11 protein-coding genes are annotated in these 12,261 nt (G+C 71.3%); all 11 read left to right on the top strand.

All coding sequences use genetic code 11. The features are described from left to right. Positions 1-15: 15 nt before the first annotated feature. The 11 genes from FIU83_RS00365 (at position 16) to FIU83_RS00315 (ending at position 12,258) form a co-directional block, all read left to right on the top strand. A complete protein-coding gene (locus FIU83_RS00365; RefSeq protein ID WP_152485188.1) occupies positions 16-870 on the top strand; it encodes a CheR family methyltransferase in 855 nt (284 codons plus the stop codon). 91 nt (positions 871-961) lie between these two features. After that, positions 962-2,023: a chemotaxis response regulator protein-glutamate methylesterase gene (locus FIU83_RS00360; RefSeq protein ID WP_152482229.1), complete on the top strand. Its 1,062-nt coding sequence runs from the start codon at positions 962-964 to the stop codon at positions 2,021-2,023. Between the two features lie 60 nt (positions 2,024-2,083). Then, positions 2,084-3,766 carry a methyl-accepting chemotaxis protein gene (locus FIU83_RS00355; protein WP_152482228.1) on the top strand — a complete coding sequence of 561 codons (1,683 nt, stop codon included), beginning with the start codon at positions 2,084-2,086 and terminating at the stop codon, positions 3,764-3,766. 72 nt (positions 3,767-3,838) lie between these two features. Continuing rightward, entirely contained in the window at positions 3,839-4,228 is a 390-nt protein-coding gene (cheY, locus tag FIU83_RS00350) for a chemotaxis response regulator CheY (protein WP_152482227.1), read from the top strand. Between the two features lie 35 nt (positions 4,229-4,263). Then, complete coding sequence (cheZ, locus tag FIU83_RS00345; protein WP_152482226.1) at positions 4,264-4,956, top strand: protein phosphatase CheZ; 693 nt, start codon at positions 4,264-4,266, stop codon at positions 4,954-4,956. 139 nt (positions 4,957-5,095) lie between these two features. Continuing rightward, positions 5,096-6,262 (top strand): flagellar biosynthesis protein FlhB, encoded by a 1,167-nt coding sequence (flhB, locus tag FIU83_RS00340; protein ID WP_152482225.1) that lies wholly within the window; start codon positions 5,096-5,098, stop codon positions 6,260-6,262. Next, a complete protein-coding gene (gene flhA, locus FIU83_RS00335; protein WP_152482224.1) occupies positions 6,259-8,343 on the top strand; it encodes a flagellar biosynthesis protein FlhA in 2,085 nt (694 codons plus the stop codon). The genes flhB and flhA overlap by 4 nt, the downstream gene beginning before the upstream one ends. A 3-nt stretch (positions 8,344-8,346) precedes the next feature. Continuing rightward, on the top strand, positions 8,347-10,590 hold the full coding sequence (flhF, locus tag FIU83_RS00330; protein ID WP_152482223.1) for a flagellar biosynthesis protein FlhF: 2,244 nt from the start codon (positions 8,347-8,349) through the stop codon (positions 10,588-10,590). Continuing rightward, a complete protein-coding gene (locus FIU83_RS00325) occupies positions 10,587-11,069 on the top strand; it encodes a hypothetical protein (RefSeq protein WP_152482222.1) in 483 nt (160 codons plus the stop codon). Before flhF ends, FIU83_RS00325 begins: the two co-directional genes overlap by 4 nt. Next, positions 11,066-11,491, top strand: a complete 426-nt coding sequence (locus FIU83_RS00320; protein ID WP_152482221.1) for a flagellar protein FlhE — start codon at positions 11,066-11,068, stop codon at positions 11,489-11,491. The genes FIU83_RS00325 and FIU83_RS00320 overlap by 4 nt, the downstream gene beginning before the upstream one ends. A gap of 62 nt (positions 11,492-11,553) precedes the next feature. Continuing rightward, positions 11,554-12,258: an RNA polymerase sigma factor FliA gene (locus FIU83_RS00315; RefSeq protein WP_152482220.1), complete on the top strand. Its 705-nt coding sequence runs from the start codon at positions 11,554-11,556 to the stop codon at positions 12,256-12,258. Positions 12,259-12,261 lie beyond the last annotated feature (3 nt).

Genomic DNA, 12,261 nt, shown 5'->3' with positions numbered 1-12,261 from the left:
TCCCACAACGTCGAGATGCCGCCGGAGCAAGGCGGCTGGGGAGGAGGTCGGCTCGAGCGTGATCTCGAGCTGACCGACGCCGATTTCGCCAGGATCCGCCAGCTGATCTACCAGCGGGCGGGCATCGTGCTCGCCGAGCACAAGCGCGAGATGGTCTACAGTCGCCTGGCGAAGCGCCTGCGCCATCACGGCCTGATCCGCTTCGCCGACTACCTGGCGCGCCTGGAGCGCCAGCCCGAGGCGCGCGAGTGGGAGGCCTTCACCAACGCGCTGACCACCAACCTCACGGCCTTCTTCCGCGAGGCGCACCACTTCCCGCTGCTCGCCGACCACGTGCGGGCACGCCCGGGCAGGGTCCGCATCTGGTGTGCCGCGGCCTCGACCGGCGAGGAGTCCTACTCCATCGCCATGACGCTGATGGAGACGCTGGGCGCGCGCGCCGCCCAGTCCGAGGTCGTGGCGACCGATATCGACACCGATGCCCTGGCCCGGGCCCGGGCCGGCATCTATCCCCTGGAGCAGGTGTGCAAGCTCGACGAGGCGCGCACCAAGCGCTTCTTCCAGCGCGGCAAGGGCACCCACAAGGGTTTCGCACGCGTTCGCCCGGAGATCGCGGAGATGATCGACTTCCAGCCGCTCAACCTGCTCGCCCCCCAGTGGCCAGTGAGCGGCCCCTTCGATGCGATCTTCTGTCGCAACACCATGATCTACTTCGACAAACCCACCCAGAAGCGGATCCTGGAGCGCTTCGCGCCGCTGCTCAAGCCCGACGGCCTGCTGTTCGCCGGCCACTCCGAGAGCTTTTCCTACATCACCGATGCCTTTCGCCTGCGCGGCCAGACCGTCTACGTCCGCATGCCCGCACGCTGACCGTTAAAGTCCTGCCGACCGCGGCCGATAGAGGAGGCATGGTCGGTCCGCGCGGCCACCCCGCGGGCCGCCAGACAACAGGAGAGATCCCTTGAGCGCCAACCCCATCAAGGTGCTGTGTGTCGATGATTCGGCGCTGATACGCGACCTGCTGACGGACATCATCAACCATCAGCCCGACATGGAGGTCGTGGCCGTGGCCCCCGATCCCCTGGTGGCCCGCGACCTGATCAAGCGCCACAACCCCGACGTGCTGACGCTCGACGTCGAGATGCCGCGCATGGACGGCCTCGACTTCCTCGAGCGCCTGATGCGCCTGCGCCCCATGCCGGTGCTGATGGTCTCCTCGCTGACCCAGTCCGGCTCCGAGGTGACGCTGCGCGCCCTGGAGCTCGGGGCCCTGGACTTCGTGGCCAAGCCATCGCTGGGCATCCGCCACGGCATGATGGAGTACGCCTCGGAGATCGCCGAGAAGCTGCGCGCCGCGGCCCGCTCTCGGCCGCACCAGGCGCGGCGCCCGAATACGCCGGGCCCCCAGCCGCTCAAGGCGCCGATGGTCTCCAGCGAGAAGCTGATCATCATCGGTGCCTCTACCGGCGGCACCGAGGCGATCCGCCAGGTGCTCGAACCGCTGCCGGCCAACAGTCCCGCGATCCTGATCACCCAGCACATGCCCGGGGGCTTCACCCGCTCCTTCGCCGAGCGCCTCGACCGCCTGTGCCAGATCAGCGTCAAGGAGGCCGCCGACGGCGAGCGCATCCTGCCCGGCCACGCCTATATCGCCCCCGGCGACGCCCACCTCAAGCTCGCGCGCAGCGGCGCCAACTACATCGCCCGCCTCGACGACGGCCCGCCGGTCAACCGCCACCGCCCCTCGGTGGACGTGCTTTTCCACTCCGCCGCCGGCCAGGCGGGTCGCAACGCCATCGGCGTGCTGCTGACCGGCATGGGCAAGGACGGGGCGGCCGGGCTGCTGGAGATGCGCCAGGCAGGGGCCGCCACTCTCGCCCAGGACGAGGCGAGCTGCGTGGTCTACGGCATGCCCCGGGAGGCCGTCGCCCTGGGCGCGGCGAGCGAGGTACTGCCCCTGGACGCGATGGCACCGCGCCTGCTCTCTCTCGCGGCGGCCTCGGGCCGCGCCCAGCGGGTCTAGACAGGACGCATATCGTCATCGGGCAAGGCGCCCGGTCCCAACCAAGAAGGAAGCGTCGGCATGACACGTCTCTTGCGCAACATCAGCCTTCACGCGGCCATGCTGGCCGTGCTGGTCTGCTTCGTGGCCTTCATCGCCGCGATAGCCGTCATGGGGCTGCTGACCAGCCGCTCGGCCGAGGACACCCTCGCGACCCTGGACCGGATCAACGTGGCCCAACTCAACGAGATCAACCGGGCGGATGCCCTGCTGACCGGCACCCTGCTGGACCTCGAGGTGGCGTCCAACCACCTCATGCTCGGACAGCAGGCGCAGGCCGAGGCGCACCGTGCCGCGGCGGAGGACCAGCTCGAGCGCGCCGAGGCGCGCTTCGAGGCCTTCGCCAGCATCCCGCGCACCGCGCAGGGCCAGGCCCTGGGCGATCGGGTCGAGGCGTCCTTCGTCGAGATGCTCGCCCTCGCCCGTCAGCAGTCCCGGGCCCTCGGGCAGGAAGACATCGACGCGTTCAACGCGCTGCGCAACGCGATGGACGCGCCGGCCGACGCCCAGGACGACGCCCTCACCGACTTCGTGCGCTACGCCGATGCACGCGGCGAGCAGATGCTGGCGGAATATCAGGACACCTCGACCCTGATGCACCGGGCCGAGATCATCCTCCTGGGCCTGGTCGCGCTGCTGGTAGCACTGATCTACGTCGGCCTGCACCGGATCGTCATCACCCCGCTGCGCATCGCCGTGGAGACCCTGGAACGGATTGCCAGGGCCGATCTCTCCGGAGAGATCCGGGTGCAAAGCCGCAACGAGATCGGCCAGCTCTTCACCGCCATGCGCGACATGCAGCACAGCCTGATCCGCATCGTCACCGACGTGCGCGACGGCACGGATTCCATCCACGTCGGCAGCCGCGAGATCGCCAGCGGCAACAACGACCTCTCCTCGCGCACCGAGCAGCAGGCAGCCTCCCTCGAGCAGACCGCCTCCAGCATGGAGGAGATCAGCGCCACCGTGCGCCAGAACGCCGACAACGCGCGTCAGGCCAACGGTCTCGCCCAGGAGGCGACCCAGACCGCCGAGCGCGGCGGCGAGGTGGTCGAGCGGGTGGTGCAGACCATGCACGGCATCGCCGGCAGCTCCCAGAAGGTCGCCGACATCACCGGGGTGATCGACTCCATCGCCTTCCAGACCAACATCCTGGCACTCAACGCCTCGGTGGAGGCGGCCCGCGCCGGCGAGCACGGTCGCGGCTTCGCGGTCGTCGCCGAGGAGGTGCGCAAGCTGGCCAGCCGCAGTGCCGATGCCGCCAGGGAGATCAAGGGGCTGATCGAGGGCTCCGTGACCCAGGTCCAGGAGGGCTCGACCCTGGTCGAGCAGGCCGGCACCACCATGCAGGAGGTGGTGACCTCGGTGCGCCGGGTGACCGACATCATGGACGAGATCTCCGCGGCCTCCCAGGAGCAGAGCGACGGCATCGAGCAGGTCAGCCAGGCGGTGGGCCAGATGGACCAGGTCACCCAGCAGAACGCCTCCCTGGTGCAGGAGGCCTCGTCGGCCGCCGCCTCCCTGGAGGAGCAGGCCGATCGTCTCGAGCAGGCGGTCGCGGTCTTCAAGCTGGCCGAGGGCGAGCGCGCCACCGCGCCCGCCCCGCGCACCGAGGCGCCCGCCGCCACTCCCCGGCCCAGCCCCACGCCTCCACGTCGGCCCGCTCGCCAGGCAGCCGCCGAGGAGGAGTGGGAAGAGTTCTGATTCGTTCGATACAAGACGCGGCCGGCACCGACGTGCCGGCTTCCGCAGGCCATGACAGCAAGAGGATTTCCGATGGCAGACAAGAACATGAGCATCCTGGTGGTGGATGACTTCCCGACCATGCGCCGTATCGTGCGCAGCCTGCTCAAGGAGCTGGGCTTCACCAACGTGGAGGAGGCCGAGGACGGCCAGGACGCCCTCAACAAGCTCAAGGCGGGCGGCTTCGAGTTCGTGGTCTCGGACTGGAACATGCCCAACCTCGACGGCCTGGACATGCTCAAGCAGATCCGCGCCGACGACGCTCTGAAGGACCTGCCGGTGCTGATGGTCACCGCCGAGGCCAAGAAGGAGAACATCATCGCGGCGGCCCAGGCGGGCGCCAACGGCTATGTCGTCAAGCCCTTCACCTCGGCCACCCTGGAAGAAAAACTCAACAAGATCTTCGAAAAACTGGGCATGTAAGGCGGCCGGCAGCGGTTCGGCACCAAGGAGCGAGGATGAAGAGCAACGAGATGCCGTCCCAGGACCCTCCGCAGGAGTCCGGCGACGAGCTGGTACAGCGCATCGGGCAGCTGACGCGCATGCTGCGCGAGAGCATGCGCGAGCTGGGGCTCGACAAGGAGATCGAGCGGGCGGCCGAGGCGATCCCCGACGCCCGCGACCGCCTGAGCTACGTGGCGACCATGACCGAGCAGGCGGCCGAGCGCGCGCTCAACGCCATCGACCGGGCCCAGCCGCTGCAGGACGATCTCGGCGAGCGGGCCGAGGCGTTGGACGCCCGCTGGGCGCAGTGGTTCGCCGAGCCCAAGGCGCTCGACGAGGCACGCGAGCTCGTGCAGGACACCCGGCAGTACCTGGGCGACGTGCCCCAGCGGACCCAGGCGACCCACCAGGAGCTGCTCGAGATCATGATGGCCCAGGACTTCCAGGACCTGACCGGCCAGGTGATCAAGAAGATGATGGACGTGATCCGCGAGATCGAGCACCAGCTGGTACAGGTGCTGATCGACGCCGTGCCCGAAGGCAAGGCGCGGGAGGAGTTCCAGAAGCGTGCCTCGGACCAGCGACACGGCGGCGAGCGGCCGCGCGAGGAGGAGCTTCTGAACGGGCCCCAGGTCAAGCCCGAGGCCGAGGGCATCGTCACCGGCCAGGACCAGGTCGACGACCTGCTGGACGAGCTCGGCTTCTAGCCTCGCGCCGCCTTCCCTTCGTGTCCATGGGGCCGAGAGTCGCGGATAAGACCGCGATTACCGGCCCTTTTTGACGCATCGCCCCTTCCCCCCCAGCGACACAATGGCCAGGGTCCGCACGACCGTCCGGTGAATGGCCATGGCCGACCAAGACAGCGATCAGGAAAAGACGGAGGAGGCCACCCCACGACGACGGGAAAAGTCGCGCGAGGAGGGCCAGGTAGCCCGTTCCCGGGAGCTGGCCACCTTCATGCTGCTGCTGGCCGGCGTGGCCGGGCTCTGGTCGATGGGGGGCCTGCTCTACGACCAGCTGGGCGTAGTCATGGAACAGGCCTTCCTCTTCGAGCGGCGCCAGGCGATGGACACCACGCCGATGCTCACCAACGCGCTGGACCTCGGCGAGCGCACGCTCTACGCCCTGATGCCCCTGTTCCTGCTGCTGACGGTAGTGGCCCTGGTCGCTCCGGCGCTGCTCGGCGGCTGGCTGGTCTCGGCGAAATCGCTCAAGCCCCAGCTAGGCAAGCTCAACCCGTTCAAGGGCCTGAAGCGCCTGTTCGGCGTCCAGGCGCTGGTGGAACTGGCCAAGGCGGTCGCCAAGTCGCTGCTGGTGGGCAGCGTGGCCGTGACGTTCCTCTACCTGAACCGCGGCGACTTCATGGCGCTGATGGATCAGCCGATCCAGCAGGCGCTGGCCAAGGCGATGGGCATGGCCGCCGAGGCCAGCGGCCTGATGGTGCTGACCCTGATGGTGGTGATCCTGATCGACGTGCCCTACCAGCTGTGGAGCCATGCCAAGAAGCTGCGCATGAGCAAGGACGAGGTGAAGCGCGAGCACAAGGAGTCCGAGGGCGACCCCCAGGTCAAGGGGCGCATCCGCCAGCAGCAGCAGGCCATGGCCCGCGGGCGGATGATGAGCAAGGTGCCGGAGGCCGACGTGATCATCACCAACCCTTCCCACTACGCGGTGGCGCTGGAGTACCAGGAGACCGGCATGTCGGCCCCACGGGTCGTCGCCAAGGGCGCCGACGAGGTGGCCGCCCGGATCCGCGAGCTCGGCGAGGAGCACGGCGTGCCGCGTCTGGAGGCCCCGCCGCTGGCCCGGGCGCTCTACCACCACGTGGATCTCGACGCCGAGATCCCGGCGGACCTGTACACCGCCGTGGCCGAGGTGCTGGCCTGGGCCTTCGGCCTGAAACGCGCAGCCAAGGAGGGCGGCGAGGCGCCGCCCTCTCCCGAGAACCTTCCGGTGCCGGCCGCCCTCGAGGTCCCGGCCCGCGACGCCGACACTGACGAGGCAGGTCCATGAAGGCCTTGATGAACCACTACCTGGGCCAGCGCGACTGGATGGCCAACGTGCCCATGAAGCTGCTGGCGGGCCCGCTGCTGATCCTCATGATCCTCTCCATGATGATCCTGCCGCTGCCGCCCTTCGCCCTGGACCTGCTGTTCACCTTCAACATCGCCCTGGCGATCATGGTGCTGCTGGTCAGCATGTTCACCCAGAAGCCCCTGGACTTCGCCGCCTTCCCGGCAGTGCTGCTGTTCACCACCCTGCTGCGGCTGTCGCTCAACGTCGCCTCGACCCGCATCATCCTGATGGAGGGCCATCAGGGCGGCGACTCGGCGGGCAAGGTGATCGAGGCCTTCGGCGAGTTCCTGGTCGGCGGCAACTTCGCCGTGGGCCTGGTGGTGTTCCTGATCCTCGTGATCATCAACTTCATGGTCATCACCAAGGGCGCCGGGCGCATCGCCGAGGTGGGCGCCCGCTTCATGCTCGACGCCATGCCCGGCAAGCAGATGGCCATCGACGCCGACCTCAACGCCGGGCTGATCGGCGAGGACGAGGCGCGCCAGCGCCGCGCCGACGTCTCCCAGGAGGCCGACTTCTACGGCTCCATGGACGGCGCCAGCAAGTTCGTGCGCGGCGACGCCATGGCCGGCCTGGTGATCATGGTGGTCAACGTCATCGGCGGCCTGCTGATCGGCATGCTCCAGCACGGCATGGGCTTCGGCGACGCGGCGCGCACCTACACCCTGATGACCATCGGCGACGGCCTGGTGGCGCAGATTCCGGCGCTGGTGATCTCCACCGCCGCCGGCGTCACCGTCTCCCGGGTCACCACCGACCAGGACGTCGGCCAGCAGATGATCAGCCAGCTGTTCGTCAATCCCCAGGTGATGATCCTGGCGGCCTGCGTCATGGGCCTGCTCGGCCTGGTGCCGGGCATGCCCAACCTGGTGTTTTTGATCTTCACCGCGCTGCTGGGCGGGCTCGCCTGGTGGCTGATGCGCCAGAAGGAGCGTCGCCTGGTCGATCAGGAGATCGCCAGCGAAGCGCCCCCCACCCCCGAGGCCCCGGAAGCGAGCTGGGAGGACGTGCAGCTGGTCGACACCCTGGGCCTGGAGGTCGGCCACCGGCTGATCCCGCTGGTAGACGCCCGCCAGCAGGGCGAGCTGCTCGGCCGCATCAAGAGCGTGCGCAAGAAGTTCGCCCAGGAGGTCGGCTTCCTCCCCCCGGTGGTACACATCCGCGACAACCTGGAGCTCGGCGCCAACGCCTACCTGCTGACCCTGAAGGGCGCCGAGATCGGCCGCGCCGAGGCCTTCCCCGGGCAGTGGCTGGCCATCGACCCGGGCCAGGTGACCGGCGAGCTCAAGGGCGTGATGACCCAGGACCCCGCCTTCGGCCTGCCCGCCGTCTGGGTCGACAGCAGCCAGCGCGAGCACGCCCAGGTCTATGGCTACACCGTAGTGGACGCCAGTACCGTGGTGGCCACCCATCTCAACCACCTGCTGCACCGCCACGCCGCCGAGATGCTCGGCCGCGCCGAGGTGCAGAAACTGCTCGACAAGCTCAAGGAGGAGCAGCAGGGGCTGGTGGAGGACGTGGTGCCCAAGGCCATCTCGCTCACCGTGCTGCAGCGCCTGCTGCAGAACCTGCTCGAGGAGGAGGTCTCGATCCGCGACATGCGCACCATCCTCGACGCCCTGGCCGAGCACGCCCCGCAGCAGCAGGATCCCCACGAGCTCACCGCGCTGGTGCGCATCGCCCTGGGCCGCGGCATCACCCAGCAGTGGTTCGCCGGCCGCGAGGAGCTCAAGGTGATCGGCCTGGACGGCCAGCTCGAGCAGATCCTGACCCAGGCGATGAACGGCAACGGCGCCCTGGAGCCCGGCCTCGCCGAGACCCTGATGACCCAGACCGAGCAGGCCCTGGAGCGCCACGAGGCCAGCGGCGAGCCGCCGGTGCTGGTGGTGCAGCACCACCTGCGGGCGATGCTGGCGCGTTTCCTGCGCCGCCGCCTGCGCCATCTGGCGGTGATGTCCCAGGCCGAGATTCCCGACGACCGCAGCCTGCGCGTCACTACCCAGGTAGGAGGCCGCTGATAGATGAGCGTCATTCGCTTCGTGGGCCAGACCAGCCGTGAGGCCATGCGCCAGGTGCGCGAATCCCTCGGCGACGATGCGCTGATCCTGGCCAACCGCCACACCGAGCAGGGTGTCGAGATCCTGGCCATGGCCGACGACGCCGTGGAGGGCATGACCGCCGAGTCGGCACCGGCGGCGGCGTCGGCCTCCGAACCCGCCGCATCCCGCGCGCCGTCGCCCGCCATCGAACCGCCGCCCCTGCCGGCCGGCGAGGCGCCCGACGGCCAGGCCCTGCAGCGCATGAGCGCGCAGCTGCTGCGCGAGATGCAGGACATGCGCACCCTGCTGTCCCGGGAGCAGGCACGCCACGCGCCCGCTCCGGACGGCCGCACGCGGCTCTGGCGCCTGCTGCGGGAGGCCGGCTTCGGCATGGCCCTGGCCGACGACCTGCTCGCCGCCCTGCCCGCCGAGCTCGACGGCGCCGAGGCGGGGGACGACGAACGCCCGCTGGCCTGGCTGCAGCGCCGCCTGGCGGCGCGGCTCGCGGTCCTCGAGGAGGAGGAGGCCTTCTTCGGGCCGCCCGGGGTCGTCGCCCTGGTGGGGCCCACCGGGGTGGGCAAGACCACCACCACGGCCAAGATGGCGGCGCGCTTCGTGCAGCGCCACGGGGCCGAGCGGGTCGCCCTGGTCACCACCGACAGCTTTCGCATCGGCGCCCACGAGCAGCTCAGGATCTATGCCGAGATCCTCGGCATCCCGATGCACGCCCTCGCCCCGGACCGGCCGATCGACAGCCTGGCCCCGCGGCTCCAGGGGCGACGCTGGGTGATCGTCGACACCGTGGGGATGAGCCAGCGCGACCAGCGCGTCATCGAGCAGATCGCCCAGCTGCAGGAGGGGCGCGTCCCGGTGCGGATGGTGCTGGCGCTCAACGCCGCCAGCCAGCCAGAGACCCTGGAGGAGGTGGCGAGCCGCTACCGTCAGGCCGCCCACGCCGCCGGGGCGTCGCTCGACGACTGCCTGCTGACCAAGCAGGACGAGGCCGGCCGCCTGGCGCCCGCCCTCGAGACGATCCTGCGCCACGGCCTGCGCCTCGCCTTCGTCTCCCACGGCCAGCGCGTCCCCGAGGACCTGGCCCTGGCCGATCCCCGGGCGCTGGCCATCCAGGCGCTCGCCACCCGCTCGCCCTTGCCCCTGGACGAGGCGCCGGCGGCTCCGCGGCCCCGGGCGATGGCCGGCGACCTGCTGGGGCAAGGACGGCGGCTCGCCGCCGCCCTGGGCGGGCTGCGTCGCGGCCTCACGGGCTTCGCCGACCTCGAGGCGGCGTGGGACCTCGCCGCCCTGCCGGAGGAGCTGCAGGCCTCGCGCCTGGAGGCGCTGCTCGGGCAGGCGACCGAGCGCCAGGCGCGCGTGGCCACGGTGTGGGCGCCGCGACGCTCCACGAAGGGCCGCGACTGGGCGATGCCCGACCTGGGCCTCGACGCCCGGGGCCAGTGGCTGGGACTGGCGGACCTGCACCATCGCCAGCCCGCCGGCCAGACCAACCGCCTGGCCCGGGCCCGGGACACCCAGGGCGTGCGGGTACACCTGCTGCCCGGCCTGCCGGACGCCGAGGCCTGGCGCTGGCTCGGCGAGGACAGGGCCCTCTGGTCGAGCCAGGTGCGCGCCGGCCAGCGGGTCCGCCACGGCGGCGAGCAACACGCGCTCTCCGAGCTCGCCGCGCTGGCGAGCCCCGTCACCCGGATCGATGCCCGCCTGGGCGGCCGGCCTTGCCGCGTCGCCCTGTCGTGCCTCGACGTCGCGGCCGCACCGAGCCGCACCAGGGACGCCATCGCGGCGACCCCGCTGACGGCCTGGTTCGCCGAGCTAAGCGACCCGGAGAGCGGCAAGCCCCAGGGGCGGCGCTACTGGCTGACGACCTGTGATCACGCCGACGACGCCGTCCCGCTGCTGTTGAGCCACCTGCAGGCGGAGGGCATCACCCGGCAGACCCAGCGCACCGAGGAGCGCCTGACAACGCTGCTGCCCGCCCAGGCACGCCCCGAGCTGCGCCTGCTGCTGGCCGCCGGCATCGCCGCCCAGGCGAGCCATCTCGATCACGTCGACGACGAGGCCGGCCGGGACCTGCGCGCGGAGCTGCTGGGCCTGGTGGCCGGCCGCCGCCGGCGCCGCGACGCCGCCCTGCTCGAGGCGCTGCTGACCCTGTTCAGCGCCCGGGACGCCATGCGCCAGCTCGGCGCGGCCAGCCGGGAGGCGCTCGCGTGAGCGCCGTCGACCAGGCCGCGGGCCTGCGCCAGTGGGCCGGCAGCCAGCGCGCCCCCGATGCGCCTCGCACGCATGCCGCGCCCGCCGGGGCGCCGCCGAGGACCCTGGTCGTGGTCGGCCTGCCGGGCACCACGCCCGACCAGGCGCGCCGGGTCACGGCGCTGCTCGAGCACTGGGCGGCCCAGGGGCAGCGCTGGGTGAGCGACCCCGCGCGGTGGCGGGTGGTGCCCCTGGCGGTCACCAGCCCGCACCTGCCGGCGCTGCTGGACCAGCAGCCGCGCTGGGCGCTGTGGATCGGCAGCGACCCGGACGCCTTTCGCCGGGCCTTCGCGGTGCTCCGTCGGCTCCACGCGCGACAGGGGCCGCGCCGGCTGCTCGCCGTGCACGCCCCCGAGCTGCCCCGCCGGGGGCTCCTGAACAACCTGCGCCAGGCGGCCTGGCAGTGCCTCGGCATCGACCTGCTGGTGATGGCGCCATGAGGCCCGTCACGCCTTTCCCCCCGGGACGGCGAGGCTGGCCGGGCCTGGCGCTGCTGCTGGTGCTGATGCTGGTGGCCGGCGAGCTTCAGGCCGCCGGCAGCTGGGTCGCCGAGGCGCCGGGGTTCCCGGTCAGCCTGGCCGGCCGCGAGACGGCGTCCGCCGCCCTTCGGCCGGGCGGCTCCCCGCCCGAGGGCGCGGCCATCACCAGCGTCGCCTGGCGCTACCGGGTGCCGCCGGGCCGCGAGCTGAAGGCGCGGCTCTGCCACCCGGCGGGCTGCGTGGCGCTGCCCGCCGGGCGCGGCACTACCCGCGCGCTGGCCGGGCTCGTGGCCGACGCGCCGCTGGCGTTTCGCTTCTCGCTGCCCCGGGGCGGGCGCTCGGTCAGGGTCGGCGGGCTGCAGGTGATCGTGAACCATCGGTAAAACCGAACCCGGCGGCGCCCCCGTAGCGCGGGGACGCCGTCGACCAGCTGTGAGGCACGAGGATGTATACCGCACAAGGGAAGATCGATCAGGGGGCACTGCTGACGGAGTACCTGCCGATGGTGCGCCGCCAGGCGCTCGCCCTGCAGGTTCGGCTGCCCGCCAGCATCGAGCTGGACGACCTGATCCAGGCCGGCACCGTGGGGCTGTTGGAGGCCATGGGGCGCTTCAACGCCGGTCAGGGGGCCAGCTTCGCGACCTTCGCCAGCCAGCGGATCCGCGGCGCCATGCTCGACGAGCTGCGCAGCCGGGACTGGCTGCCGCGCAGCGTGCGGCGCAGCGCCCGGGCCGTGGATGCGGCGGTGCGCCGGCTGGAGCAGGAGCTGGGGCGCCCTCCCGAGGAGACCGAGATCGCGGCGGCCCTCGAGATGCCGCTGGCCGACTACCGGCGCCTGCTCAACGACACCAACAGCGGCCAGCTCCTGCCCTTCGAGGAGTTGATGGCCGAGGGCGGCGAGTCGCGGCTCGAGAACCGCGCCCAGGAGAGCCCCTTCGCGCAGCTGCTGGACCAGGAGAAGCGCCAGCGGCTGGTCGAGGCCATCGAGGCGCTGCCCGAGCGCGAGAAGCTGCTGATGGCCCTCTACTACCAGGAGGAGCTCAACCTGAAGGAGATCGGCGCGGTGCTCGGCGTCTCCGAATCCCGGGTCTGCCAGCTGCACAGCCAGGCGGTCAGCCGCCTGCGCGGGCGCCTCGCAGAGACCGGCTGACGC

It is taken from the genome of Halomonas sp. THAF5a (genome assembly GCF_009363755.1).
Taxonomy (GTDB): Bacteria; Pseudomonadota; Gammaproteobacteria; order Pseudomonadales; family Halomonadaceae; genus Halomonas.
This window is presented reverse-complemented; position numbering and strand designations above follow the sequence as displayed.

Coding starts and splice junctions, on each gene's coding strand:
- FIU83_RS00355 (WP_152482228.1), top strand. CDS start 2,084: ATGACACGTCTCTTGCGCAACATCAGCCTTCACGCGGCCATGCTGGCC.
- flhA (WP_152482224.1), top strand. CDS start 6,259: ATGAAGGCCTTGATGAACCACTACCTGGGCCAGCGCGACTGGATGGCC.
- FIU83_RS00320 (WP_152482221.1), top strand. CDS start 11,066: ATGAGGCCCGTCACGCCTTTCCCCCCGGGACGGCGAGGCTGGCCGGGC.
- flhF (WP_152482223.1), top strand. CDS start 8,347: ATGAGCGTCATTCGCTTCGTGGGCCAGACCAGCCGTGAGGCCATGCGC.
- cheZ (WP_152482226.1), top strand. CDS start 4,264: ATGAAGAGCAACGAGATGCCGTCCCAGGACCCTCCGCAGGAGTCCGGC.
- FIU83_RS00365 (WP_152485188.1), top strand. CDS start 16: ATGCCGCCGGAGCAAGGCGGCTGGGGAGGAGGTCGGCTCGAGCGTGAT.
- FIU83_RS00315 (WP_152482220.1), top strand. CDS start 11,554: ATGTATACCGCACAAGGGAAGATCGATCAGGGGGCACTGCTGACGGAG.
- cheY (WP_152482227.1), top strand. CDS start 3,839: ATGGCAGACAAGAACATGAGCATCCTGGTGGTGGATGACTTCCCGACC.
- flhB (WP_152482225.1), top strand. CDS start 5,096: ATGGCCGACCAAGACAGCGATCAGGAAAAGACGGAGGAGGCCACCCCA.